Here is a 26,102-nt window from a genome sequence, read left to right on the forward strand (position 1 = left end):
CTTCCCTGAAACCATTGCGGTTCGGGTAGAACAAATCTCTTGCATCTGAACATGAGCTGAAATAGGAATAATCTGAGTGATGAGTAGTACCAAACCACGCAACTAAACGCGCAGCCGATCGACGCTTGAAAAAGCGGGAGAGTTGCCAACAACTATTAATTTCTCACGTGGAGATAATTAGGAGACATGAACGGGTTACGCGAGCATCCCGTTAAAAAGAAACATCGAGGATAAACGCACCAAGATGCGCTTGGCGCGTTTATCCCTAATGTTGGGGCATTGAACTAGAACGCGTAGGTAGCCGAAACAGAAACAACATCACCTGAAGATTCGGCTTTGCCATTCAGGCTTGCGCCACCGAGGCGATCGACGTTTTGGGTCTTGAGCTTGACCTCTTGCACAAACTGGTGGGAATAGGCCAAGTCAACACTCAGCCCCTTGATTGCTTTCACGTCGTAGCCGGCCCCCAACGACAGGAATGTACGGTCGCCATCCGGGATTCGCGGGTCGCGAGTCGAATTGCGGGTAGGTGTCTGATCAAGGGCGACACCTGCACGCAAGGTCAGCTCATCGGTAACCCGATAGTCGCCACCGAGGGAGTACATCCAGGTGTTCTTGTAGTTGTAGGGAATGGACACAATAGTGGTGCCGCCGGAGTTAAGCGTCAGGTCCTTGAACGAGGACCACTCCGTCCAGGTCACGCTCGCTCCCAAGGTGAAACGATCGTTGAACTGGTGTACCCAGTCCAGACCCGCCGTGGCAGGAATGTCCAACTGCACGCTGGCGTGGGCGCCGTCCGGTGCCAACTCCAACCCTGGATAAGCGGTGTTCACCAACGTACCGCTACCGCCAAACGGACTCGGTTGGGTCATCAAGTTGTAGGAAAACTGATCGGCGTAAATATTGTATTTGCCGGTCATCTTGTTCTTGATCTTGGCGTGGTAATTCAAGCCAAGCGTATCTCGTTCTGTGGGCTTCCAGACCACGCCGGTAAACCAGCCCGCCGAAATATTGTCAACTTTGACACGCATCAACGCATGACCAACATCCGATGGGAAATTGATGCCACCCAGCACCGAATCGGACACTGCAGCGGCAGACAGCAAGTCGACGTTCTGGCTGACGAACCCCTTGCTGTGCTGAACGATCACCCCGCCTCCGATGGAGAACTGATCATTCACTTTGAAGGACAGGGAGCCGGTCAGCCCCACAGTTTCGATTTTGGTGTCCACTGCAAAGTCGCGCAGTTTCGAGTTCTCATCCCAGGTAGAGCGCATGCCCTGGGGCACAACTTGGCTCAAGCCGAACGCGAAGCGATCCCCGAGGGGCATGACCATGAACCCGGTTGGCAACCAGGCCGTAAACCCGCCCTGCCCACCGTCATTGTTATTGACCGTAGTCGCCGTCCCATCGGGAAAACCATTGGCATCCAATGGCGTATTGGAAATGGGGTTGCCCGCATAATCAGAGGCATCGCCCTTGTACTTGATCTTGATGCGCGCGTAGTCGACCGTAAATTGCGCAACGTTGTGCTCCACAAACGCCATGGCCGCCGGGTTGTTGTACGCTGAGCTCGGGTCGTTCTTAAACAGTGAACCACCGGCAAATGCCCGGCCCCACCCTGGCGCCCCGTAGGTCGGTGTTGAAAAACCGCCGGCCTGTGCGGGTGCCGTCGCCATAGCCCCGCCCATCAACGCCAGCCCCAGCAAAACCTGCACATGTTGTTTCTTATTATTCATGCGGCACTCCTTATTATTATCTCTGAGCCAGCCCTGCCGGTTCGTCTTGCGGCTTGCAATTCATGAACTGGCGCCCTGTGGAGGCGCCAGTTTTTCACCGGGTGATCAACCCTTTGTTCTCAGGCCTTCTTCAAGGCACGATGGTCAGTGCAGGGCTTGGGGTAACACTCAGGCTTACCACGGTGCAGCTGCCGCTCAGGGTCTGGTTGGTAGCGGTCAGCACACCACCGCTGTAGCCCACGGTGATGGTGGAAGGCCCGCAATTGGAGGCGGGATACAGAATCGAAGAGGCAATGGTGTAGCCGACGTTGGTCACTGACCCGGCAGCAGGACCGGTGGCAATCAACGTCCAAGGCAAGCCGGTAATTTTAGGCAGCGCACACAGGCCGCCACCGGTGACGGCGACGTTGGTGATCTTGGCAACACCGGTCGCATCGACGTTCCCGGTAAAGGTGGCGCCACAGTTAACGGTGGCCTGGAAGGACGACGGTGACTTCACCGAAATGGTGCCTGGCGCGGAGAAGTTTGTGCTGACAGGACTGATGCTGTAGGCATTCGCCATCGAAGCAGCACCCATGCAAACAGTCAAAGCAGTCAACGACACGAGAGTTTTCAAGCTTTTCATTGTTTTTCCTCACATGTTATGGCGAATTCATTTCGCCAGGGGTAATGGCCATGATCGAGAGGTCACGGTGAAACTGCAGAACTTCCCTTTCCAGCCAAATCTCAATTCAATTACCGCAACAACTTCCAGCGGTTATTCAACAACTTTAAAGGTCGGCGGCATCTTGATAGATACCGTCTTGATTTTGCAGTCTTCGCCGATGGGCACATTCGTGGCTTCCAACTTGCCGGTGGCGTTGTCCCATGTACCGTCGGCAGTGGATGGCCCGCACTTGCCGCCCAAACCAAAGGCATGGACATCCACGGCGATCTTCGACATGGAACCACTCTTGGTGTCTTTCGCGACGAGTACCCAAGGCAAGTTGATGGCTTCCACCCGGCTGCACTTGAGGCCGCCGTCGAATTCGACTTTGTCGACGTTTACCGATGAACCATCAGCCGCCACCTTGCCGGCCACTTTGATGGTGCAATCAGCACTGATCAGCGCGCCTTTTGAAAAACTGATGGGCCCTTGGGCGGTAAACGCACTGCCGGCGGGTTCGATACGGGCGGCCTGGGCCTGGTGATAGGCGATCAGGCCCAGCGCAGCCAATACGATATGGGTGGTGAAGGTGGCAGGTGATTGCATGGTGTACGTCCTTCCCTTTAATTATTTTTGTTCGGGTCAAACAACTTTCTGGCAACTGATCTGGAAACGGGCGGGCGATAAAGACCTGCGCGGCATCCAGACCCCGAGTACACAAACACTGTAAAGTTGAACTTAGAACGGTTTGGCGCTGTTGCTGTACTTCTCCAGATACTTCAAGCGCTGTGACGGCTGAAGATTGGTCAGGGTAATATCCCCCGCGTAATGATTCAGTACCCGATGATCCATGCGCCGTCGCCACAAGTAAGGCACATAAGCCCAGACAATCATGCTCGCATAGCCATACGGCAGTTGCGGCGACTCATCAAAGTGACGCAACGACTGATAACTACGTGTGGGGTTGGCATGGTGATCCGAGTGCCGTTGCAACTGGAACAGAAAGATATTGGTAACAATGCGATTACTGTTCCATGAATGCCGTGGCGAACAACGCTCGTAGCGACCATTGGGCAATTTCTGACGTTTAAGGCCGTAGTGCTCTACATAATTCACCACTTCCAGCAGCGAGAAACCGTAGATGCCTTGGATGATCAGGAAAGGAATCACTGCTGCCCCCAGCCAGGCGATCATTGCGCCCCACAACACCACGCTGTACATCCAGGCGCTGAGCACGCCGTTCTGCCAGTGCCAGGCCGGCAGGCCGAGCTTGCGCAGGCGTTCGCGCTCCAGATTCCAGGCCGATCGGGCACTGAACCAGACCGAGCGTGGCAGGAAGGCCCAGAAGCTCTCCCCCAGCCGCGAACTGGCTGGGTCTTCTGGTGTTGCAACGCGTACGTGATGGCCACGGTTGTGTTCGGTGTAGAAGTGACCGTAGAACGTCGGGGCCAGGGTGACCTTGGCCAGGAACACTTCCAGCGCATTGGGTTTGTGCCCCAGTTCATGGGCGGTGTTGATCGCGATGCCAGTTGCGGCGCCGGTCGACATGGCCATGCCCAGGTAAGTGAACGCACTCACTTCGCCATGCAGTTGAGTACGTGTGGTGATGTAGCTGGCCGCATGGGACAAACCGCTCGACGGTTCCAGGCTAGCGGCAGCCTGCAACAGCCCACCCTGGATGATCCAGTCGATACCGCCAGCGGCGAGCCAACCGGTGATCACCACCGACGAGATAACAAAGAGCACGCCGGTGTAAACGATCCAGCGGTAGTAACGTTGCGATTCGAGATGGCTGACGGCGGATTCGGGCGGGTTGCTCACGTCTTCACCGAGCAAGCCATCGATCAGCGGGATCAGGCCGAAGATCACCAATACACCGACCCACCAGAGTTGCTGGACACCGGTGGTGATGGCCAATGCGCCGGACAATAAAGGCGTGGCCAAGGGCATGATGCCCAACCACCACAGGTGACGCTTGCCGTCGGTCCAGATGCTTGGAGCTGCCAGTGTCTGATTCATGGCAGCCTCCGTTGCAGGGAGGCGGAAAACAGGTTCAGGGAGCGTTGGATGCTCCGAGCAATCAACCATGCGATAAAAGACGTTTTTTTCATTTTTATTCGCTCTTAGGCATTTCAAAAATCATTTCAAAAGAAACATTGAAATATTTTTTTAAATAAATAGCGCGGAATCGTTAGGTCGTCAACTAGTTTTTCGAGGCCTTTTTTGCGTGACCGGACAGTCTCTTTTGCAGGCGCTTGGTCAGGTCTCTAGGGCAAGCATTTCGAACGGTACAACCCGCGGTGAGTGCCACGATTATTGGCTTGTCAGGGCAAACGGAGGATGCAGGATAGCCGCGGTTTGCGCTGGCCGCGCACGCTTCGCCAGCTGTTGCACCGCCTCCACCACCCGCGCGGTGGCAGTGATCGGCAACATGTGCCCGCGCCCCTCCACCAACTGCAGCTTCAGCCCTGGGACCTTATCGGCCAGGGCCTGGCCGTGTTTGCGAAAGTCGAGGACCTTGTCCTGCGCGCCGTAGATCAGGCTGATGGGCAGCGTCAATTGCGGGTAGCGCTTGACCATCTCCGGCAGGTCGTCGTTGACCAGGGCGATCTCGCTGGACGCGGCATAGAAGTTATCGGGGCGCATGCCCAGCAGCCCGCCTCCACGGGTGGCAAAATCGTCGGGGGCGCTGTCCGGTGCGAACACGCCTTTGACCACGGCACGGCGCGTCAACAGGCCCATAGGCACCGTGAGGGTGTGAGACACCCAGCGCCGCAGCCAAGCCGGTCGCACCGCCAGTGACCAGAACACCAGCGGCAAAGTGGGTTGTGGATGGGTCAGTGGCGCCACCAACACCAACCCCGACACCGCGTGGGAATGGTCAAGGGCCAGCGCCAGGGAAATCGCCCCGCCCAGGGAATGCCCCAACACTATGGGTTTATCCAGGCCCAGCGTATTGATAAAGGCCGCCACTTGCCGCGCCTGGGCCGGCAGGTCCGCAGCGGTGCCTTTATGACGCGTGGAGTAACCCGATCCAGGACGATCGAGCGTGATAACGCGGAAGTGCTCACGTAACTGCCCGGACAGGGCATACGTCAGGTTGCGACTGCTGCCCATCAGCCCATGAATCATCAGCAGCGGTGGGCCCTTGCCCTCTTCGTAATAATGAAAGCGTTCGCCGTCCACCTCCACAAAACGCCCGCTGCCCGGAACGGCGGCTTCAATGCGCCGAGTCATCCACGCACTAAACCCCCATGAAATGGCGCTCGCGCCTATCAATACAGCCGCAGCGATAACCCATTCAACAGCCATAGCTCGGTCCTCTGCTTCCCTGCTGCTGTCGACCTGACCGGAATTGATCAAAGCCTCAGCTATCGCCCACACCCTGGACCTGAATATCGCGCCTGTCCGTCGGACAAGTCGCACATGAGGAACCTGGGACTAGCGTAGGTGATATTTTCAGGTAGATTATTTAAAATCTTTTTTAAAATAAGTAATTCAATTTTTCTTTGCAATGGTGTTCTATCTAAAAGACACAACAAGAAAAGGAGCACACCCGATGCCCATGAAGGAATGCTTATGAATGCCCAGAGCGACTCAATCGATATCGCCATCATCGGCTCCGGCTTTGCCGGCTTGTGCATGGCGATCAAGCTCAAGAAGGCCGGGTTCACCGACTTCTTTATCGCCGAGCAGGCCGACACCCTCGGCGGCACCTGGCGTGACAACCACTACCCAGGCTGCGCCTGCGATGTGCAGTCCCACGTGTATTCGTTTTCCTTCGCGCCCAACCCGGACTGGACGCGGCAGTTCGCGCCCCAGGCAGAAATCCGTGCGTACTTGGAGCAATGCGCCACGCGCTACGAGCTGGCGCCCTACTTGCGTTTCGGCATGGGCCTTGAGCGGGCGGTATTCGATGAGCAACACCAGCGCTGGCAATTGCGCTTCAGTGATGGCCGCCAGGTCAGCGCGCGGGTGCTGGTGTCGGGCATGGGCGGCCTGTCGCGTCCGGCGCTGCCGGATATCCCGGGACTCGACAGCTTCAAGGGCAAACGCTTCCACTCACAGCAGTGGGACCACGCGTACTCCTTGAAGGGCAAGCGCGTGGCGGTGATCGGCACCGGCGCCAGCGCCATTCAGTTCGTGCCGCAGATTGCGTCCCAAGTGGCTCATCTGGACCTGTTCCAGCGCACGCCACCGTGGATCATGCCCAAGCCGGACCGGGCAATCTCACCTCTCGAACGCTGGCTGTTCAAGCACCTGCCCTTCACCCAACGCCTGGTGCGTAGTGCCTTTTATTGGGCTCTGGAAGGCCGCGTGGTCGGCTTTGCCCTGCACCCACGGCTGATGAAAATGGTGCAGAAAATTGCCCTGCGCCATCTGCATAAACAAGTGGCACGCCCTTCCCTGCGCAAGACCCTGACCCCGGACTACACCATCGGCTGCAAGCGCGTGCTGATTTCCAATGACTACTACCCCGCGCTGTCGAGAAGCAATGTCGAAGTGGTCACCGACAACGTGCTGCGCATCGAAGCAGACGGGGTGATCACTGCCGACGGTATCAAGCACCCAGCCGACTGCCTGATCTTCGGCACCGGCTTCCAGGCCACTGACCCCCTGCCCCGCGACTGCATCATCGGGCGCGACGGCGTGGACCTGATGGATGCCTGGCGAGACGGCGCCCATGCCTACAAGGGCACCACGGTGCCCGGCTATCCCAACCTGTTCCTGATCGTCGGGCCCAACACCGGCCTGGGGCACAACTCGATGATCCTGATGATTGAAGCCCAGGTGACCTACATTCTCGATGCACTTGAGCAAATGCAGCGACATCGCATCGCCAGCGTGGACGTCAAACCCAGCGTGGAGAGCGCCTACAACCAACAGCTGCAAGCCAAACTCAAGCGCACCATCTGGAACACCGGCGGATGCCGAAGCTGGTACCTGGACCCACGCACGGGCAAAAACACCACCTTGTGGCCGGGCTCGACCTGGCGCTTCAAACGCGTCACCCGCCAGTTTGCGCTCAAGGACTATGTGACCAGTCGGGTGCCGATCCATGCGCCCCACCGTCCTGTGCCTACAGCCCATTCCACTGCCGAAGGGAGCCTGTCATGAAGTCATTCAACGGCCGCGTAGCGGCCATTACCGGCGCGGCATCCGGCATGGGCCGCGCCCTGGCAATGGCCCTGGCACGGGAAGGTTGCCACCTGGCACTGGCGGACAAAAACAGCCAGGGGCTGGAACAGACGTTGGCATTGATCAAGGCCTCCACCCTGGCCCCCGTGCTGATCACCACCCAAGTGCTGGATGTGTCCGATCGCCGGGCCATGGAGGACTGGGCTGCGCGCTGCGTGGCCGAACACGGCCGGGTCAACCTGGTCTTCAACAATGCAGGGGTGGCCTTGTCGAGTACGGTGGAGGGTGTGGACTACGCCGACCTGGAATGGATTGTCGGCATCAACTTCTGGGGAGTGGTCCATGGCACCAAGGCGTTTCTGCCGTACCTGAAAGCCTCAGGAGAAGGCCATGTCGTCAACACCTCCAGCGTGTTCGGCCTGTTTGCCCAACCGGGCATGAGCGGCTACAACGCCACCAAGTTTGCCGTGCGTGGCTTTACCGAATCCCTGCGCCAAGAGCTGGACATGCAACGTTGCGGCGTATCGGCCACCTGCGTGCACCCCGGTGGGATACGCACCGATATCTGCCGCAGCAGCCGTATCGACGCCAACATGACCGGGTTCCTGATCCACAGCGAGCAGCAGGCCCGCGCCGACTTCGAAAAGCTGTTCATCACCGACCCCGACCAGGCCGCCAAGGTGATCCTGCACGGGGTGCGTAAAAACAAACGTCGCGTGCTGATCGGCCGCGACGCCTATTTCCTCGACCTGCTCGCCCGCTGTCTGCCGGCGGCCTATCAAGCCCTGGTGGTGTTCGCCAGCCAGCGCATGGCGCCGAAACCCCGCACACCGGTGCTTGAAACCAACGACGAGCCTCGTCTCTGAACAGGAGCACGCACTATGCTGCCGATCCGCCGTGACATTCATTTCGCCCTGCCCGCCGAGCGCATCAAAAACTGGCATGAACAGGGGCCGTTCATCACGCACTTCTTCAACGCACTGTCGCTGCTATTCCCCCAGGGCGAGCTGTTTTTCATGGACAGCGTGCGCCACTACCGCCAACGCATCGACGATCCAGCGCTGAAGAAAGAGATCCAGGGTTTTATCGGCCAGGAGGCCATGCACAGCCGCGAACACGTGGCCTACAACGATCTGCTGCAAGCGGCCGGCTTACCAGCGCACACGCTGGACCGTCGGTTGAAGTTCATCCTCGACCTGCAGAAAAAACACCTGCCAGCCTCCTTCAACCTGGCCGTGACCATTGCCCTTGAACACTACACTGCGATGCTGGCCGAAATCCTGCTGAGCGACCCGTCTCGCTTCGGCGATTCACTCAAGGGCTACCAACAGATGTGGTACTGGCATGCCCTGGAGGAAACCGAACACAAAGCGGTGGCCTTCGATGTCTGGAACACCGTGATCAAGCCCGGGCCCAAGCGCTATTTATTGCGTACCGGGACCATGCTCACCACCACGGTGTTTTTCTGGCTGGTGGTCTTCGATTTCCACCTGCGCCTGCTGATCGCTGACCGCAAGTCCGGCGGGCACCTGAAAGGCTTCTGGCGCATGCTGAAATTTCTGTATGGGCCCAAGGGAGTTTTCCCACGGATGCTGGTGCCGTGGCTGCATTACTTCAAACCCGGCTTTCACCCCTGGGACCACGACAACCGTGCGCGCCTGGCGGGAATCGACGGGTTGGTCGAGGAGATCGAACAGACTCAGCGCGGGTATTAGGCTTGCGCCAAGGCGGCGCGCTCACGCACAAAGTCTTCCAACTGATCTGCCGGCAGTGCCTTGCTGAAATACCAGCCTTGGATAATCAATTCGGCGCCGGTGTTCAGAAAGGCCAACTGCTCGGCGGTTTCCACGCCTTCCACCACCACACCCAGGTTCAGCGCCTCACAGAAGCGCAGCATGCCAGTCATGACTTGGGCGCCTTTGGGGTCGCGCTGGGCCACCACGAAACTGCGGTCGATCTTGATGAAATCCACTGGAAACTGATGCAGGTAGCTCAAGGCCGAAAAACCGGTGCCGAAGTCATCGATATAGACCTTGGCGCCGATGGCCTGCAGCTTCTGGATGGTCTGGCGCGTGACCTGAATATCGCCGACCAGCGCGTCTTCGGTGATTTCCACCGAGACGTGCCCGTGGGCCTGGGCCAGGATTTCTACGAGGCGTTCACCATAGGCGGCGTCGGTCAGCGTCGCGCTGGAAATATTGATAGTCATCGGCAGGACAAAGCCGAGTTTCTGCCACTTCTGGTACTGGCGAACCGCCTGGGACGCAACCCACACATCCACGTCCGGCATCAACTGCGCCTGGGCCAGCCATTGCAGGAACTCCCAAGGCGAATGCACCTTGCCCTGGGCGTCACGGGCACGCATCAGCGCTTCACAGCCGGTGCACAGGCCGGTGCGCGTCGAGACTTGTGGTTGGAATTCGAGGTAGAAATCGTAGTCGCTGATTTGCTGGATGCGGCTCAGTTCATTGGCCTGGCGCGCCAGGGCCTTGTGGGAGGCGAGCACCGGATCCAGCTCACGCAGCCGGCCCTTTTCTTCAAGACCACGGAAGGTCATGTCCAGAGACTTGAGGTAGACCGTGCCGCCTTCGGTGGCCTGGCGATGAATCGCAAGCACATACGGCGCATACACCAACGTGCCCAGGCCCAGCAGCGTCAGTTGCAGCGCCACCGCCGCGAAGTCACCATGAGTGCTCAGGTAGGCATTGAGCAGCACCGGCGCTGTGAGTGGAACGCTGACCACCGCCGGCGAGACCCAGCCCATCTGCACCACCGTCAACGCCACCATGGCATTCAACGCGGGTACCACCAGAAAGGGAATGAACAAGCGCGGGTTTAGGATGATCGGCAAACCGAACAACAGCACCTCACTGACGTTGAACAGTGACAGCGGCAGACTCGCCATCGCCAACAAACGCATGGACTGGCTCTTGGAGAACAGCAGGATCGCCAGCAACAGGCATAAAGCTCCACCCGAACCGCCGATAAACGCGAAGCTGCCCAACAGGCCGCTGTTCAACAGGTAGTTGATCGGCTCGCCCGCCGCCGACGCCGCACCGTTCAGCGCCACCGCCTGGTCCAGCACATCGAACAGCGGCTGCATGGCGTACACACCGTGGATGCCGAAGAACCACAGCAGCGAATTCATCAGGGTCACAAACAGGCCGCTGCCGTAAGGCGACTCCAGGGCATGGAGTACTTGGGGCCCCTGGAGTTGCGCCACGTAAGGAATCTGCAGCAGCAAAGACAACACCACCACCAACGCCAGCGCGGTGATGGCGCCCGGTACCACCATATTGATAGTGCCCCGCAGGTTGTGCCCCACCAGGTCTTCATTGACCAACCGAGTCCAGCGGTAACGGTGCAGCCACGCAATCGCCGGCACATTCAACAGCGGCGAAGCAATCGCGATAAACAGGACGAAAGTGGCCGAAGCGCGTGGGTATTCACGCAGGATAAACGTTGCCACCACTACATGGGCCAGACACAGGAACGCCACCGGCAGTTGCGGCAATCGATGCTGGATTGCCAACATGTAACCGATGGACGCAGCGACCAGCAGCGGGATCACAGAGCTGATTTGATTGTGCAAGCCAGCGAAGAACGCCACCACTTGCGCATCGAAACCCAGCATCCGCGCGCATTCGGACAGGATCAGGAAACCGGCAGACACCAGCAGGCAAGGCAGGATCCACAACAAACCTTCGCGGATCGCTCGAAGAGACTCCGTGCTGGCCAAGGCGGCCAGACGTTGGGTGAAGAAAAGCTTGAACAGCGTTTGCGCCATGACCGATCCCTCTGCCCATCGCCCACTGTCCCTGAAAGGCAGGGCCGGAAATACGGGGTTAACGCTACACGTCAAGGCACGCTGAGCGAAAGCCTTTTGCCATTTATCCAGATGTTTTTCCATAATGGATGACAGTCAATTCCTCAGATTTCAAAAGTAATTGAGTTTTGTGACGTGGGCCACTCACTAAATCTGCTTCGGTGCTGATGACCTTCCTGTTATTGTTTTTACTCAATCCTATGCGTGCCTGGACCAACCGCCGGCGATACAAACGCACCCGCCGCCTCGCGGCAGGCCACGGACCAAAGCCCGGCCATTGAATGGAGTAAGCCCTTGTCACCACCCGGCGATAACCACCAGTTGGCACTGGACAGATTCCTCAACGAACACCCCGATGTTGCCGCAGAACTCGAGACCTTGAACCCGCTGGCCGCACAAGCCAAGGGCGAAACCCTGGCACACTACCGCGCCGAACGGCTGCATGAAGCCTTCGAAGCCGAAGCCGAACGTCAGGGCCTGTTTGCCTGGGAGTTGACCCTGAAACTGACCGCCGAGTCCCCCGAAGCCTTTGAAACCCAACGCCTTGAAGTCCACAAGGAAGTAGCACAGATGGCGGGGCTGAGCTGGGACGAATACTGCCGGATACATGATGTGGCCGGTTGACGCATTAGCCCCTGAACCATAGGCACCGACGGGCTGCCAAGCCCTCGCACAGCTCGGCAACATCGACGGTTCGCTGCTCAGGGTCAATGGCCAATGCTGAACGTAACAACGGCCAGTACTGCCTGGGCAGTTGCCTGGGTCGTGGCAATCGTTGATTGCGGTGAGGCTCTAAGGGCCGCCGTCCTTCGGCCATCTCATAGAGCACCCGGGCCGCCCCATACAAGTCGGCGCTAGCCGACGGCAATCCTCCTGCTATCAGCTCCGGTGCCGCATACGCCGGCGTCCAGGCATTCAGCCGGTTGCGGCTCAAAGCCGGCAAGCCCGCCTCTGCCTGGGCTTGCGCGTGACCCAAGCCAAAATCGAACAAGCGTAGCCCCTGCTCCCCAACCATAATATTCGCCGGTTTCACATCGCCATGCAGGACACCCTGCCGGTGGGTGTAGGCCAGTGCTTCCAGCAGTTGCAGGGCCATGGGTTGCAACTCTTGCCATGGCAGTCCTTGAGGACACTCCTGGAGCAGGCGATCCAGGGTCAGTCCAGGCATCACTTCCATGGTGAAGAATGCCACTTGGAGGGCTGTGTCTACCTCGAACGAAAATGCACGCACCACGTGATCATGGCGCAGGCTTCGGGTCAGGGCGAACTCGCTGTAGAGAAGCACATGCGCGTCGGTGGAGGCGGATAGGCTCTCGCCTAACAATTTCAGCGCCACACGGCAGTCTGGCTCGCCGAAAGCTTCATGCAGCAGATCCCGCGCGCGATAGACCACCCCCATGCCCCCGGTGCCGAGGATCCGCTCAAGCTGATAGCGCCCCGCCAGCAAGTTCGGCGGACCTGCCGCTGCGCTCATGGCTGGACTACCACGGCGGTCAGGTCATCCCGTGCCGGCCCCTGCAGCACGCCACGGAACAACCGATCCACCACCTGCCGTGGCGTGCCTGCGCTCATGGCACTCCCCAACTCCTTATGGCTGAGCCCCTGGTACAGACCGTCGCTGCACAACAAAAACACATCACCGGGCTGGGCGCGCAGCTCCAATATCTCAAGGCTCAATGGCTGCCTGGCTCCCACCGCACGGGTCAAGGCTCTTGCGCCAGGATGAGCCTGGGCCAGTTCCGGGCTCAACTGTTGCGTGTCTATCAGTTGCTGCTGCAGAGAGTGGTCCCGCGACAGTTGATACAGCCGCTGCCCTCGCCACAGGTAGCATCGGCTATCCCCTGCCCAGACACAGGCGGCGCGATGGTGCTCCAGTAACAAACGGTACTTACGCCAGACGGGTAGCATCAGTCGTTGCAGACGGTGATGAAACACGTCCAGAAAATCTCGCGTGGTATTGCCACCCACCCCGTCGGCACACGCCTGCTCGCCATAAAACGCCGGCAAGGGCGACCCCGCGCCACACAAGCCCAACAGGTTGAGTCGAAGACGCGCACGCAACTGCTCGTGTTCGATGAAAAACTCCACCCGGTCAATATCGTGACCGGGAAAGCCAAGACCTGGATTGGCGTGAAACTCCAACAGGTCATACAACGCGTCTTCATCCAACAGCGGATGGGCAACGCGCAAGCGTTTGATCACCTGCAAAACTGCCTGGAATAGCGAGTACTCGCGGATGCTCAGGGACAATCGCGTCAAAGCAGGGGCTGCTGCCCCATCCGTGGTGGCCATAGGTACACGTCTCCTTGTGTGCTGATGACTCTTAGTTCGTGGTAGGCGTTGAGGCTGGCGTAAAGCGCGAAGAATTCGTTGAGTACCGACGCGAAGACGAACACTTCGCCATGCCCCAAAAAGCCTTGGGGATCGATGCTCAGATCAATTCGTATCCCCCGAAACGGCAAGCCACGGTGCAATCGGTCAACCGCCGTATGACTGACGGATCGCATTGCGCCCAGCTTCCTCTCGCTGATCTTCTGCGCTTGTCGGTCGTGGTAGCGCGGTAAGTCATAGGTTTGAAGGATCACCTTCAAGGCATTGATGTCGCTCAACGACAGATAGTTGAGCGACAGGTTGCTGATCAACCGCCAGAGAAAATCCTGATCCAGGGGGGGCGGGAAACTGGCCGTCGGTGCGCAGATATTCCGAAACGACAACCCCTCTGGCGTCTGTTCGCAAGGCAGGTTGATGTCCCCAAGCTGCAATAGCCGAGGCAGATTGTGATTGGTACACGTCAACTCGATCGACAGTGTTTGTTGCGCTGACCCAGGACCGTTACCAAACGCAAGCCAGGTCTCAAGGCCTGCATGTTGTGTCGATGGCCGTTGACGAATGCTGTAACTCCCTGGGCCATCCGACAGGTCGTTATCGACATCATGTTCGAAGGATTCGAAGGGCACGTAGGTCTTGTATCTACGCCCACCCGGTTGCCACCCTGTGACACTGTCAACGGAAAATACGCTCGCGTTTTCCCGTGAATACTCACCGGGGACGAGCAGGTACTCATCCTGCTTCCCATCCAGGCGGATGGGCACTGCATCATGCTTGAACAGGTTCACGATGGGGGTGCAGTACAGTTTGACGTTCTCCAGGGTGGGCTGCCGGGACTCACCCCATGGACTGCGCAACTCGAAGCGCAACATCACTCCACTGACCTGCTTGAGCAATTCGCCAGGTAATTCCTGCAGTACCCCCAGGCCCCCCACATCGACAAACAGATACTTGTCAGGGAAGGCAAAATACTCCTGCAGGTGGCGATACCCCGGAAAGGTATTCTGCGGATACGGGATCAACGCCTGTTCCTCGCTGAAACCCACCGGCTGGACCTGGTCGGCACCCAGTCGTAGCGATAACGCCTGACCATCAACCCCATTGACCGGTAGGCCATCGTGGCCCAAAGGCAGCAGTTCGATACCCTCCAGATGACGCAGCAGGCTCAGGTACAGCTCCTGGCTGATGTAGCGATCCCCGGCGAAATGCAGACGCAACCGGTTGAGGGTCCATTCACTGAAATTCCCTTCGGCGCTCATCTCCAGACGCAGACTCAACACCCCCTGTCCTGCTCGGGAGCCATACTCCAAGGCGTTCAACTGCAACGGTAGAACCTGCGTGGCATAGCAGGTCCGAAAACGGCATCGCTCGCCATTGACTGCGGCGCTCTCAACCGGCGTCCCCCTCGCCACGCACACGTCAGGACCTGAGTGCTTCAACGGATCAAACTGCAGCATGCTGAACGCAGGCATCGGGCGCATGTAGTTGGGCCAGAGCAAATGCATCAGCGAGTGGGTCAGTTCTGGAAGCTCGTCATCGAGTTTCTGGCGCAAGCGCCCCGTAAGAAACGCAAAGCCTTCCAGCAGACGCTCTACATCCGGATCTTGACCGGCCTCTGCGAGAAACGGAGCGAGCGCAGGATTACGCTCGGAGAACTGCCGCCCGAGTTGTCGCAACGCGCTGAGTTCGCTTTGGTAATAACGATTAAACGACATCCGGCAAGACCTCTACCCGACCGGAGTCGCCTAGCCGAGCGGTGAACACTACGGGGTGCTGGGTGCCCTTAATCACTAGCGTGGCTTCAATGGCGAAGGCCAGGGCCAGCGGGTCATGGTCCCTCGGCAACGTCTTGACCCGCACATCCTTCAAGCGCGGCTCGTAGGCGCGGATGAATCGCTCGATCAACAAGCGTGACTGAGCCAATGACTCATGCAGGCTCTGGTTCATGTCATTGAGGTCGGGCAAGCCGTAATCCGGCAGCGTCTGCACACTGCCCGCACGGATGCTGAGCATTTTTCCCAGGTGACTCGCGACGGATGTCACGGCACTTGCGGGAGTAGCCGGGCGTTCAAGGCGCTGGAAAAGACTCTGGTGATTGGGCATTCGCTGGCCTCTGCTCATTCTTTGTCGAGCTTGCCGACCAAGGACAATGTGAAATCCGCCCCCATGTACTTGAAGTGCGGGCGCACACTCAAGTTGACGCGGTACCAACCGGGTTCGCCGTCGACATCGCTGACAACGATGCGGGCCGCCCGCAAGGGTCGCCTCCCACGCACTTCGGCACTGGGGTTTTCCTGATCGGCGACGTACTGGCGAATCCACTTGTTGAGTTCAAGCTCCAGGTCAGTGCGCTCCTTCCACGACCCCAATTGCTCGCGCTGCAAGACCTTGAGGTAGTGGGCCAGGCGATTCACCACCATCATGTAGGGCAATTGAGTGCCCAGGCGGTAATTCAGCTCGGCCTCCTTGCCTTCTGGACTGAGACCGAAGTGTTTCGGCTTCTGAACCGAACTGGCGGAAAAAAATGCTGCATTGTCGCTACCCTTGCGCATCGTCAAGGCAATAAAGCCCTCCTGCGCCAGCTCGTATTCACGCCGATCGGAAACCAGCACTTCAGTCGGGATCTTGGTTTCAATTTCACCCATGCTGTGGAAGTGATGCAGCGGCAAGTCCTCCACCGCGCCACCGCTTTGCGGGCCGATGATGTTCGGACACCAGCGAAAGCGCGCGAAACTGTCGGTCAAACGCGTAGCAAAGGCGTAGGCAGTGTTGCCCCACAGGTAGTGCTCATGGCTGTTGACCACGTTTTCCTTATAGGCAAAGGTCTTGACCGGGCATTCAAGGGGATCGTAGGGCGTACGAAGCAGGAAACGCGGCACGGTCAAGCCGATATAGCGTGCGTCTTCGCTTTGGCGAAAACTTTGCCATTTGGCGAATTGAGGGCCTTCGAAATGGTCTTTCAGATCTTTGAGATCCGGTAGGCCGGTGAAACTTTCCAACCCGAAGAACCCAGGCCCGGCAGCTGCGATAAACGGCGCATGGGCCATGCAGGCCACGCTGGATGCGTATTGCATCAGCTTCACGTCGGGTGCGCTGGGGGACAGAAAGTAATTGGCGATAATCGCGCCCACAGGCTGGCCGCCGAACTGACCGTATTCCGCACTGTAGATATGCTTGTAAAGCCCGGACTGGGTCACTTCCGGAGAGTCCTCGAAATCTTCCAGCAGGTCTTGCCGAGAGATGTTCAGCAGTTCGATCTTGATGTTCTCGCGAAAATTGGTGCGATCAACCAACAACTGCAAACCTTTCCAGGAAGCTTCCAAGGCCTGGAAATCCGGGTGGTGCAGAATCTCATCCATCTGAAGACTGAGCTTCGTGTCGATCTCGGCAATCATCCGATCCACCAGCCGCTTCTTGACGGGCTCACCACGGTTCTGCGGCTTGATCAGCTCTTCGATGAACGCCGAGACGCCACGCTTGGCAATGCCATACGCCTCGTCGTCCGCACTCAGCAGAGTCTGTGCAACGATGTTGTCGAGAATGCTGTATTGATCAGCGGTTTGTGCAGGCAGTGAGTGATGTTGTGTTGTCATGCGGTCAGTGTCCTTTTACTGAAAAATGTCAGGCGTCAGGCGTGTCCAGCCCCAGCTCCGCCAATACCCGGGCACGGGAATCGTCATCGGCCAGGGCCTGCTCGATAGCCTTGCGAAAGCTCGGCGTGTTGCCCAACGGGCCTTTGAGCGCCATCAACGCCTCGCGCAACGCCATCAGCTTGTGCAACTCGGGCACCTGCTCTACCAGGTTCGCGGGATTAAAATCCTTCATGGAATTAATGCTTACCTGAATGGCCAGTTCCTCAACGTCTGCATCCTCCTGCAGACGGTTAGGCACGTTCAGCGTCAGGCACAACGCCTGTTTGGCCAACACGTCATCCAGGGTGTTCTTATCGATCGCAATTGGCTTTCGATCTTCGAGCTTGCGCGCATCTTCACGCTGGGTGAAATCGCCCAGCACCAACAGCTTCAACGGCAGCTCGACTTCTTCCTGCGCCCCGCCTACAGCGGGCTTGAAAGTGATGTTGATACGCTCCTTGGGGGCGACCGAAACGTCTTTGGCCATGGTGTATTTCCTTATTCAGTGGCTCGAAAGCCTATTCAAGTACCGCTTCCAGATCGAAGAGGCACAGCCTGCGATGGGTGTCTTCCTTGCGCTCACGCACTGCGTGGTTTTGTGGCAACAGGTCGCAGCAGCGATACAGAAGCTGGGTGACCTGAAGGGCCAACTCCGGCTCCCAGTGCTCAAGACCTGTGTGTTGCAGTTCGTGGTCCAGGTGTTCGAGCTGGATCTTCGCCAGCTCATGCTTGCCGGCCTGCACACACAGGCGCGCCTGGGCAAGCCGCCAATGAAATCGCGCGCGTTCGCTGCGAGCGGCATACATCCCTTGTTTGAGTTCATGGATCGCGGCTTTGAGCCCGTCCTGTCGCAACCGGGGTGCGACTGCCTGCAAGGCGCTCTCCCAAGGCTCGGCTTCGGTATCAATCACCACGGCGGCTGATTCGGGTGTTTGCAGATGACGGCTGACCTGCAGCGTGATCCAGTCACGGCTGGCGGCGTCGGCAAAAGGGATGCCGTCGTGAAAACAGAAGGACGGCAGGTCCGGCAGACGTTGCAGCAGCAAGGCGAAGGTCACTTCCAACTCGATCATGGCCTGTTCGGCCCGCAAGGCTTCCAGGCATTGCCAGAGCATGTGCAGCCCGTCAAACCAGAACATCGCACCGGCGAGACTGGCTTCGAGTTCAAGTACCAGGTCGGCGTGATGCCCTTGAGCAAAACGCTCCTGATAACGCTTGAGTTTTTCAGGGGCTGGCCCACGCAGGGTGGTAACCCGTTCGCTGTCGGCGTCCGGATATCCGCTCAGGACGAGCCAGTTCAACGTTCGGTTGAGACGCAGGGCGCGTAGATCGGTGGCGTTCTGGCGCAACCACCAGGCACACAACGGACGGGCCTGCTCCTGCAAAGTGCGTAGCAACTTGCCTGCGTCTTTTTCGTTGTCCACCACGGGCTCGGATTTGAGCAATTGACTGGTCGCCTGCTTGACCTGGGCAATGACGCCGCTCAAGCCTGCTGCCGGGGCATCAGCCTGAAGCGCCTGCTCCAGCCGTTGGGCCAATTGCCTGCGAATCGGCAGCAGCAGCGGCGCGTCGTCCCCCAAGTGCCTGCCCCACAGCTCTTCAAGGCTCGTCAGGTGCTCAAGCACGGCGCGGAACAACAGCTGCTGGTTCTGGAGTGGCAGGCCCTGTGCAAACAGAGGCTCAATGCGCAACACCAGCCAGGCGAACGCTGCGCTTCGGGTACGCAGTTTTTCGGGGTAGCTCTCCACCCAATGATGCTCACAGAGATAGCGCAGCAACCCGAGACCCGCCAGCAAGCCTGGATAAGACTCACGTTGGTACAACGCCCAGGTCATCCACACCACCACGCGTAGATCCTTGGATTGCTGGCGCAACAGGCGTTCGCTGGTTTCCAGGATCTTGTGCCAATCAGGCTGGCGGGTGCCATGAATGGATTGCGCCTTGGTCAACTCGGATTCCAGGCATTCATATTCACTTGAAAAGCGCATATCGCCGCCCGCAAAACATGTTTGCGAACAAGGCGACCTTGCAACTTCAAGATAATAATCACACAGCGTGTCCGAATAAGACATTTCGCACCAGGCGCAACTAACCAAGACGGGAGCAGCCCACTAACCGCACTTGAAATACGGATTAGAAGGCATCTGAACCTTGCCCTAACTTCTGCAAAGTTCCCGAACCTTAGCCACGCCCAAATCATTCAGCAAGCGACGGAATGACACTTAATCCTTTTCCTACAACCGTATTAAATGGGCCACTGCGCAGCATTTTGCGCACCCATTCATGCTTATGCGCTCAACTTGACCTTACAACTTCGACATTCAACCATTCTTCCAACTGAGCAACTAAATGCGCACAGCTGCGCAATTAAATACGGTTTACACCCACAAAGTTCATCCCACACAACCCAAAAAACGAACTTATATAACGCCACACCTCAATGTTTATTGGCCCGCGTACTTTCAGGCACGGTTCTTGTACTAGGCACCTTTCCCAACCCGCGTAATTATCGGTTGGAACTACCTCTTCAATCAGACAAGGAAACCCGTCATGCCAACACCCGCGTATCTCTCCGTCACCGGCGTCAAACAAGGTTTGATCACGGCAGGCACGTTTACCCAGGACTCGGTAGGTAACATTTATCAGGAAGGCCATGAGGACCAGATCCTGGTCCAGGCCTTTTCTCACCAGGTGATCATTCCGCGTGACCCTCAATCCGGCCAACCAACGGGCCAGAGGGTGCATAAGCCCATGATGATCAGCAAAGTCTTCGATAAATCCTCACCGTTGCTGTTCAGTGCATTGACCAGCGGCGAAGAGGTCAAGTGCCGGCTGGAATGGTTGCGCACCTCGTCGGCCGGCACCCAGGAGCACTACTTTACGATTGAACTGGAGGGGGCGACCATCGTGGACATCCAGTCACGCATGCCGAACTGCCAGGATCCGGACAACGCTCATTTCACTCACTTGGAAGACGTTTACTTCACCTATCGCAAGATCGTGTGGACCCACGAAGTGTCCGGCACATCAGGGTCAGATGACTGGCGTAGCCCGGTTGCAGGTTAAACCGGCTTGACGCAGGGACGGCGCCAAGGATGGCGCCGTCCCTGCGAAGGGGCTAAACCATCGCCAGTGGATGTTTGCGTTTGGGTGCGCCAAACACGCGATCAATCGCCTCCAGGTCGTGCTCATCCAGTACCAGCTTGGCGGCGGCCGCATTGAGCCGCACGTGCTCAGGGGTGACGGCCTTGGGGATTGCGATCACGCCATCCTGGCGTAACACCCAGGCCAGGGAGACCTGCGCGGGTGTGACCTCATGGCGGTGGGCGATCTGCTTGAGGGTCGGGCTGGACAACAACTCACCACCCTGGGCGATCGGGCAATACGCCATCAAGGGCAAGTGATGCTGTTGCCACCACGGCAGTAGGTCGAATTCGATGCCACGCTCTTCGATGTTGTAGAGCACCTGGTTGGTGGCGCAGGCCGGGGATGCGAGTTCCTGCAGGTCGGCCACATCGAAATTGGACACCCCCCAACGCCCGATTTTGCCGGCTTCGCGCAGGCGTTCGAAGGCTTCGACGGTTTCTTCGAGGGGGTACTGGCCGCGCCAGTGCAACAGATAAAGATCGATGTAGTCCGTGCCCAGGCGTTGGAGACTGGCTTCACAGGCGCGGGGCACGCCCTTGTGACTGGCGTTGTGCGGGTAGACCTTGCTCACCAGAAATACCTGGTCGCGCTTGCCACGAATGGCTTCGCCGACCACTGTTTCGGCGCCACCATCGCCGTACATTTCGGCGGTATCGATCAGGGTCATGCCCTCGTCGATGCCCAATTGCAACGCCGCGACTTCAGCGCGGTGCTGGTCGGGGTTTTCGCCCATGCGCCAGGTTCCCTGGCCGATAACAGGAACGGGAACACCCGCCAGATCGATGGTGCGCATGACAACCTCCTCATGAGTTCGCGGATTAACAGTGTGGCATTGGCCGGACAAAAGGGTTCAATCGAAGTATGGTTAGCCTCTGCCAAGTCGCCAGGAAGAACCTGTAATGCTGTTTGTCGTCATGCTCGGGGGTAAGCACCCCCGGGCGAAAATTGAAGTACACGATGTGGTATTTGTTGTCGCGGACACGCTGGAGGCCACCTACCCGCAATTGCGCGATGGCTGGTTTGGCGGCCCCAAGGGTATGCATATCGATGCGTGGATGGCGGTGGATGGCGTCGACGGTTGGAAAGTCGAGTTCAGCCCCCTGGCGCCTGCTGCCGGCGCGCATCACCTGTACTTCATTAACCTTGGCGGTTATGAAGCCAACAGCTTTGGCGAAGCCCACCACTACCTGTTGGTGGTGGCCCGCAATAAACAGGAGGCTACGAGCAAGGGCAAGCAACAAATGCTGCGCCAGTGGTCCCAGGCCCACACCGACGGCGTACTGGATATCGATGATTGCCTGCCGATCGATCTGGTGGACGGTCGCTATGTTCACTTGGTACAGGGCCCGCACCAGCCGATCCGCCAGCAGAATGACTACATCGTCCTGACCTGACGCTTCTACAGCGGGGCGGACTATCCCCTGGCGGAGCTGTTTGCATTATTTATTGAAGGGATGACGCGGCAGCCGCGAAGCGGTCTGCGCACGTCCAGCCCGGGGGCGGCGTGCAGAGATCGGTGGATTACACGCAGCCTGGCGCCTTTACCAGCTTCCGGATGCCCCGCCACCCCCACTGGAGCCTCCGCCACCGGAAGAACTGCTACTGGAACTGGAGCTGCTGGAACCCGAGCTTGAGCCACCACTCGACCCGGACCCAGACCCGCCGCTGGTCTTGCCAAAAATGAACAGCGCTGCGAACGAGGCTATCGGGAAGGCGTACAACCAACCGTTACGGCCGAGTTCCATCAGCATCCCCGCCGCCACATACACCCCCACCGCGGCCACCAGTCGCGCAATAAACCCTACGCGGCTCTGCTTCCAGGCGTCCTTCATGATCATCAACAGGACCAGGTACAACCCCAACGCCAGCAACGCACCCAGCGGAAACACCAACCAATGAATGAAGTTGACGTCGGCATATCGCTGATCAACCACCACCAACCCAAGGATGTAGGCCAGCAGCGCAACCACGCCGTAAAACACCGAGCGGGCCATCCACAACGCACCAAACGTCGCGCCGCCGATCAGCAGGGTCAATGGCAGCACCAGCAGGAACATCAGCCAGTCGCGGCCCCCACCAAAAATCGCCAGCAGCACGGTGACGGCCGCCATCGCAATCAAGGCGCGGCGCCAGTGAAGCCTACCGGCGCTAATGAGCACACCGCCAATGGAGCCGATGACAAACGCCAGCGCTATCGCAATGAACTGAGGATTCGCCCCTGGCCCGGCGATTTGGGGTAGGTCGCCGCCGTCCACCAGCACCACCAAGTCGTTTACCCCCTGGGAAACACCGCCGGCAAAATCCCCCTGGCGGAAGGCCGGGGTGATGTGTTCTTCGATGATGCGGTGTGCCAGCAGGTCAGTCACCGTACCCTCCAGGCCGTACCCCACCTCAATACGCACCTTACGGTCCTCCTTGGCCACCACCAGCAGGACGCCGTCATTGACGCCCTTGCGTCCCAACTTCCAGGCGCGGAACAGTTGATTGGCGTAATCCTCGATGCTCGCACCGCCGGTGGTGGGCACCAGTAGCACGGCCACCTGCGCGCCCTTGCGCTGCTCGAGGTCGGCCAGTTGGTTTTTCAGACGGGTGGTGGTGCTGGCATCCAGGGTGTCGGTGAGGTCGATCACCCGTTGGTCGAGGGCGACGCCAATCGGTGAAGTGTCCGCCTGGGCGGTGCTCAAAAGGCCTAAGAACACCAGCGCCACCAGACTCAAGACGGATTGCCGCAGAATCGCCATCATGTTTTGTTACCTGAAGTTTCTTCCTGAAGGCGGCGACTTTACCTTATCCGCACTATATCGCGTGACCCCACGCCGTTGACTATTTAAACTCCCTTCACGCATAGCAAAACGCCACAACCGGAAAGCCCATGGATCTACGCCACCGCAACAATGTCAGTGTGATGGGCAACGGCAGTTCGACCCTGGTGTTCTCCCACGGCTTCGGCTGCAACCAGGCGATGTGGAACTACCTGGCCCCGCAATTTTCCGAGCGTTTTCGCGTGGTGATGTACGACTTGGTGGGCGCCGGCCTGTCGGACCTCAGTGCGTTCGACAAGGCCAAATACAGTTCCCTCGACGGTTACGCGCGCGATTTGAACGAGATCATTGACGCCTTCGCCGTGGGCCCAGTGATCTTGGTGAGCCATTCGGTGAGCGCCATGATCAGCACCCTCGCCGACCGCCAGGCCCCCAACCGTATTGCCGCCCACGTCATGATCGGCCCCTCGCCGCGCTACATCGACGCCGACGGTTATGTCGGCGGCTTCAAACGGGGCGATATCCAGGACCTGCTCGACACCCTCGACAGCAACTACCTCGGTTGGTCCAGCGCCATGGCGCCGGTGATCATGGGCGCGCCTGGGCAACCGGCGTTGAGCCAGGAATTGACCGACAGCTTTTGCCGCACCGAACCTGAGATCGCCAAGCAATTTGCACGGGTGACTTTCATGTCGGATAACCGCCAGGACGTGATCGGCCTGGCCACTCCGGTACTGGTCCTGCAATCGAGCGACGACCTGATTGCCCCGGTCGCCGTAGGTGAATACCTGCACAGCGTGTTGCCCAATAGCACCTATTGCTTGGTGGACAACGTCGGCCATTGCCCGCACATGAGCGCGCCGCACGCCTGTGCAACCGCCATGCACAGCTTCCTGGCCCCTTGGGCGGCTGCACGTGCCGACTGATCTGTTCGACAGCGCCGCCTGCGCCCTCGCCGTCACGGCAGAGGACGGCACGATCCTGCAAGTCAATGCGCGGTTCAGCGAGTGGCTGGGGTTCAGCACGACTGAGCTGTGCGGCAAGCGTTTTCAGGATTTGCTGACCATGGGCGGGCAAATCTTCCACCAGACCCATCTGGCGCCGATGCTGCGCATGCGCGGCAGCGTCACCGAAGTGAAACTCGACATGCTGCACCGTGACGGCCACAAAGTGACCGTACTGCTCAACGGTATCAAGCGAGAACAGACCGATGCCGTGGTACACGACCTGGCGCTGTTCGGCACCACTGACCGTGACAAGTACGAGCGCGAGCTGCTCAATGCACGCAAACTGGCCGAGGCCTTGCTTCAGGAAAAGACTGACACCGAACTTGCCCTGCAGCACGCCCAGGCCGAATTGCACGAGGCCTATGCCATTTCCCAGAGTCGCGCACGGTTTGCCGAGCAAATGGTGGCGATTGTCAGCCATGACCTGAAAAACCCGCTGACCGCCATACGTATGGCCTCGGATTTTCTGGCAAGGGGCGAACGCACGACCAAGGAACGCCAACTGCTCGGACATATCGGCCAGTCGTCCGAGCGTGCCCAACGCATGATCGCCGACCTGCTGGACTTCACCCAGGCACGCGTCGGCCAGGGCATCACCATCAAGGCAGCGCCGCTGGACCTGCATGAGGTGATTCATCGTGCTGTGGATGAACTGCGCGTGGCCTTTCCCAAGGCATCCTTGGTGCACCTCGCCGATGGCAATGGCGACGCCAGTCTGGACGCCGACCGCGTGCAGCAGATCATCGGTAATCTGGTGGCGAACAGCGTGGCGTATGGTGACCCGCAACGACCAATCACCATCACTTCACGCCTGGGAGATAACCGGTGCGAAGTGTCGGTACATAACTACGGCCGAGTGATCCCGAAAGCGTTGCTGGCCGAATTGTTCGAGCCCATGACACGTGGTACCGATCAGGGCAGTGACGTACGCAGCGTCGGCCTTGGCCTGTACATCGTGCGCGAATTGGCCAGGGTGCATGGCGGCGATGTAGCGGTGAGTTCCTGTGTCACGGGCGGCACGACGTTTACCGTCAACTTTCAGCCTACGTAGGCGCTGCCCTGCATCACCGGCTCCACGCTGCCTGTGAGCACCACTGCCCCCTCGCCCGCCCAGTGCACAGTCACCGTGCCGCCGTCGCAGTGCACCTGCACCGTGGCGTCCAGCAAGCCACGGCGGATCCCATTGACCACCGCGCCACAGCAGCACGACCCGGAACCCAGCGGCACGCCACCGCCGCGCTCCCAGATGCGCAGGCGGATATGACCACGGTCGAGCACCTGCACGAAATGCACATTGGTCTTGGCTGGGAACAATGGGTGAATTTCCAGCACCGGGCCCACGGTCGCCACGTCGACAGCCGTGAGGTCTTCCACGAAAAAGGTGCAATGCGGATTGCCCATGCTGCACGCCGCCGGGTTGCCATCGATGGGCAAGGTGAGCGTATCCATGGCCTCGGCCAGCGGCACGGCCGACCAGTCCAGCGACGGCTCACCCATGTTCACCGAAATTTGCCGCCCCGCAGCCCGCACACAGGTCAGCAAGCCGCGGTCGGTACGCAGCACCACCGAATCCGTGCCCGCCTCATGCATCAGACGGTCAGCCACGCCACGGGTGGCACTGCCGCAGGTGGCCAGCGGCGTACCGTTGGGGTTCCAGAATTTGATGCGCGCGGCGGCGTCATCACAATCGAGCAGCACGGCCAGTTGGTTGAAACCGATACCGGTGTGGCGGTTACCGAGTTGGCGGGCAACTTTCGCGGTAATCGGATCGTGCAGGCCCCGGCGATCGATGATGATGAAATCATCGCCATGGGCGTGCATTTTCACAAACGGCAGAGGCATGGGCTGTCCTGTGGTCGACCGATGGGGAACTGAA

24 protein-coding genes are annotated in these 26,102 nt (G+C 58.9%); 8 read left to right on the top strand and 16 right to left on the bottom strand.

Translation table 11 applies throughout. The annotated features are described in order from the left end of the window. Positions 1 to 284: 284 nt before the first annotated feature. The 5 genes from BMZ57_RS25015 to BMZ57_RS25035 form a co-directional block, all read right to left on the bottom strand. On the bottom strand, positions 285 to 1,739 hold the full coding sequence (locus BMZ57_RS25015; protein ID WP_021491572.1) for an outer membrane protein transport protein: 1,455 nt from the start codon (positions 1,737 to 1,739) through the stop codon (positions 285 to 287). A gap of 130 nt (positions 1,740 to 1,869) precedes the next feature. Next, positions 1,870 to 2,364, bottom strand: coding sequence for an alkane oxidation protein activator PraB (gene praB, locus BMZ57_RS25020; protein WP_069673396.1), 495 nt, complete (start codon positions 2,362 to 2,364; stop codon positions 1,870 to 1,872). A 132-nt stretch (positions 2,365 to 2,496) separates the two neighbouring features. Next, positions 2,497 to 2,991, bottom strand: coding sequence for an alkane oxidation protein activator PraA (gene praA / locus BMZ57_RS25025; RefSeq protein ID WP_010209993.1), 495 nt, complete (start codon positions 2,989 to 2,991; stop codon positions 2,497 to 2,499). Between the two features lie 132 nt (positions 2,992 to 3,123). Continuing rightward, a complete protein-coding gene (locus tag BMZ57_RS25030; RefSeq protein WP_010209991.1) occupies positions 3,124 to 4,404 on the bottom strand; it encodes an alkane 1-monooxygenase in 1,281 nt (426 codons plus the stop codon). Positions 4,405 to 4,698: 294 nt separating this feature from the next. Further along, positions 4,699 to 5,697 carry an alpha/beta fold hydrolase gene (locus BMZ57_RS25035; RefSeq protein ID WP_029529126.1) on the bottom strand — a complete coding sequence of 333 codons (999 nt, stop codon included), beginning with the start codon at positions 5,695 to 5,697 and terminating at the stop codon, positions 4,699 to 4,701. A 267-nt stretch (positions 5,698 to 5,964) separates the two neighbouring features. Between BMZ57_RS25035 and BMZ57_RS25040 the strand changes: the two genes are divergently transcribed. From BMZ57_RS25040 to BMZ57_RS25050, 3 genes are read left to right on the top strand one after another with little or no spacing between them, the layout of a single operon-like run. Beyond that, positions 5,965 to 7,503: a flavin-containing monooxygenase gene (locus BMZ57_RS25040; RefSeq protein WP_021491575.1), complete on the top strand. Its 1,539-nt coding sequence runs from the start codon at positions 5,965 to 5,967 to the stop codon at positions 7,501 to 7,503. Next, positions 7,500 to 8,390 (top strand): SDR family NAD(P)-dependent oxidoreductase, encoded by an 891-nt coding sequence (locus BMZ57_RS25045; RefSeq protein ID WP_010209983.1) that lies wholly within the window; start codon positions 7,500 to 7,502, stop codon positions 8,388 to 8,390. Before BMZ57_RS25040 ends, BMZ57_RS25045 begins: the two co-directional genes overlap by 4 nt. 15 nt (positions 8,391 to 8,405) lie before the next feature. After that, on the top strand, positions 8,406 to 9,239 hold the full coding sequence (locus tag BMZ57_RS25050; protein WP_010209982.1) for a metal-dependent hydrolase: 834 nt from the start codon (positions 8,406 to 8,408) through the stop codon (positions 9,237 to 9,239). Here the strand turns inward: BMZ57_RS25050 and BMZ57_RS25055 are convergent. Then, positions 9,236 to 11,311 (bottom strand): EAL domain-containing protein, encoded by a 2,076-nt coding sequence (locus tag BMZ57_RS25055; protein WP_010209980.1) that lies wholly within the window; start codon positions 11,309 to 11,311, stop codon positions 9,236 to 9,238. The genes BMZ57_RS25050 and BMZ57_RS25055 overlap by 4 nt on opposite strands. A gap of 333 nt (positions 11,312 to 11,644) precedes the next feature. On the opposite strand from BMZ57_RS25055, the gene BMZ57_RS25060 reads away from it, so the two are divergent. After that, the gene (locus BMZ57_RS25060) at positions 11,645 to 11,974 is read left to right on the top strand and encodes a DUF6388 family protein (protein WP_069673395.1); all 330 of its coding nucleotides are present in this window, start codon (positions 11,645 to 11,647) and stop codon (positions 11,972 to 11,974) included. Between the two features lie 4 nt (positions 11,975 to 11,978). On the opposite strand, the gene BMZ57_RS25065 is transcribed toward BMZ57_RS25060, so the two are convergent. The 7 genes from BMZ57_RS25065 to tssA are packed head-to-tail and all read right to left on the bottom strand — an operon-like array spanning position 11,979 to position 19,382. Further along, positions 11,979 to 12,824, bottom strand: a complete 846-nt coding sequence (locus BMZ57_RS25065; protein WP_069673394.1) for a serine/threonine-protein kinase — start codon at positions 12,822 to 12,824, stop codon at positions 11,979 to 11,981. Then, complete coding sequence (locus BMZ57_RS29870; RefSeq protein WP_074900666.1) at positions 12,821 to 13,642, bottom strand: type VI secretion system baseplate subunit TssG; 822 nt, start codon at positions 13,640 to 13,642, stop codon at positions 12,821 to 12,823. The genes BMZ57_RS25065 and BMZ57_RS29870 overlap by 4 nt, the downstream gene beginning before the upstream one ends. Further along, positions 13,606 to 15,393, bottom strand: a complete 1,788-nt coding sequence (gene tssF / locus BMZ57_RS25075) for a type VI secretion system baseplate subunit TssF (RefSeq protein WP_069673393.1) — start codon at positions 15,391 to 15,393, stop codon at positions 13,606 to 13,608. Before tssF ends, BMZ57_RS29870 begins: the two co-directional genes overlap by 37 nt. Further along, on the bottom strand, positions 15,383 to 15,781 hold the full coding sequence (gene tssE / locus BMZ57_RS25080) for a type VI secretion system baseplate subunit TssE (protein ID WP_010209959.1): 399 nt from the start codon (positions 15,779 to 15,781) through the stop codon (positions 15,383 to 15,385). The genes tssF and tssE overlap by 11 nt, the downstream gene beginning before the upstream one ends. Before the next feature lie 14 nt (positions 15,782 to 15,795). Further along, positions 15,796 to 17,271: a type VI secretion system contractile sheath large subunit gene (gene tssC / locus BMZ57_RS25085; protein ID WP_069673392.1), complete on the bottom strand. Its 1,476-nt coding sequence runs from the start codon at positions 17,269 to 17,271 to the stop codon at positions 15,796 to 15,798. 28 nt (positions 17,272 to 17,299) lie between these two features. Next, the gene (tssB, locus tag BMZ57_RS25090) at positions 17,300 to 17,797 is read right to left on the bottom strand and encodes a type VI secretion system contractile sheath small subunit (protein WP_069673391.1); all 498 of its coding nucleotides are present in this window, start codon (positions 17,795 to 17,797) and stop codon (positions 17,300 to 17,302) included. Positions 17,798 to 17,828: 31 nt separating this feature from the next. Next, a complete protein-coding gene (gene tssA, locus BMZ57_RS25095; protein WP_074900670.1) occupies positions 17,829 to 19,382 on the bottom strand; it encodes a type VI secretion system protein TssA in 1,554 nt (517 codons plus the stop codon). Between the two features lie 478 nt (positions 19,383 to 19,860). Between tssA and BMZ57_RS25100 the strand changes: the two genes are divergently transcribed. After that, complete coding sequence (locus BMZ57_RS25100) at positions 19,861 to 20,376, top strand: Hcp family type VI secretion system effector (protein ID WP_010209954.1); 516 nt, start codon at positions 19,861 to 19,863, stop codon at positions 20,374 to 20,376. 52 nt (positions 20,377 to 20,428) lie between these two features. On the opposite strand, the gene BMZ57_RS25105 is transcribed toward BMZ57_RS25100, so the two are convergent. Continuing rightward, positions 20,429 to 21,250, bottom strand: a complete 822-nt coding sequence (locus BMZ57_RS25105) for an aldo/keto reductase (protein WP_010209952.1) — start codon at positions 21,248 to 21,250, stop codon at positions 20,429 to 20,431. Positions 21,251 to 21,356: 106 nt separating this feature from the next. Between BMZ57_RS25105 and BMZ57_RS25110 the strand changes: the two genes are divergently transcribed. Then, the gene (locus BMZ57_RS25110; protein ID WP_010209951.1) at positions 21,357 to 21,851 is read left to right on the top strand and encodes a DUF1543 domain-containing protein; all 495 of its coding nucleotides are present in this window, start codon (positions 21,357 to 21,359) and stop codon (positions 21,849 to 21,851) included. 147 nt (positions 21,852 to 21,998) lie between these two features. Here BMZ57_RS25110 and BMZ57_RS25115 read toward each other — a convergent pair whose 3' ends face one another. Further along, a complete protein-coding gene (locus BMZ57_RS25115) occupies positions 21,999 to 23,201 on the bottom strand; it encodes a TPM domain-containing protein (protein ID WP_069673390.1) in 1,203 nt (400 codons plus the stop codon). A gap of 128 nt (positions 23,202 to 23,329) precedes the next feature. Here BMZ57_RS25115 and BMZ57_RS25120 point away from each other — a divergent pair, with 128 nt between their 5' ends. Together BMZ57_RS25120 and BMZ57_RS25125 are read left to right on the top strand one after the other, a co-directional pair. Next, positions 23,330 to 24,145 carry an alpha/beta fold hydrolase gene (locus BMZ57_RS25120; RefSeq protein ID WP_010209948.1) on the top strand — a complete coding sequence of 272 codons (816 nt, stop codon included), beginning with the start codon at positions 23,330 to 23,332 and terminating at the stop codon, positions 24,143 to 24,145. After that, entirely contained in the window at positions 24,135 to 25,277 is a 1,143-nt protein-coding gene (locus BMZ57_RS25125) for a PAS domain-containing sensor histidine kinase (protein ID WP_010209947.1), read from the top strand. Before BMZ57_RS25120 ends, BMZ57_RS25125 begins: the two co-directional genes overlap by 11 nt. Here BMZ57_RS25125 and dapF read toward each other — a convergent pair. Further along, positions 25,265 to 26,068, bottom strand: coding sequence for a diaminopimelate epimerase (gene dapF, locus BMZ57_RS25130; protein ID WP_069673389.1), 804 nt, complete (start codon positions 26,066 to 26,068; stop codon positions 25,265 to 25,267). The genes BMZ57_RS25125 and dapF overlap by 13 nt on opposite strands. Positions 26,069 to 26,102: the final 34 nt, after the last annotated feature.

Origin of the sequence: Pseudomonas simiae (assembly GCF_900111895.1) — a bacterium.
Classification (GTDB): Bacteria; Pseudomonadota; Gammaproteobacteria; order Pseudomonadales; family Pseudomonadaceae; genus Aquipseudomonas; species Aquipseudomonas simiae.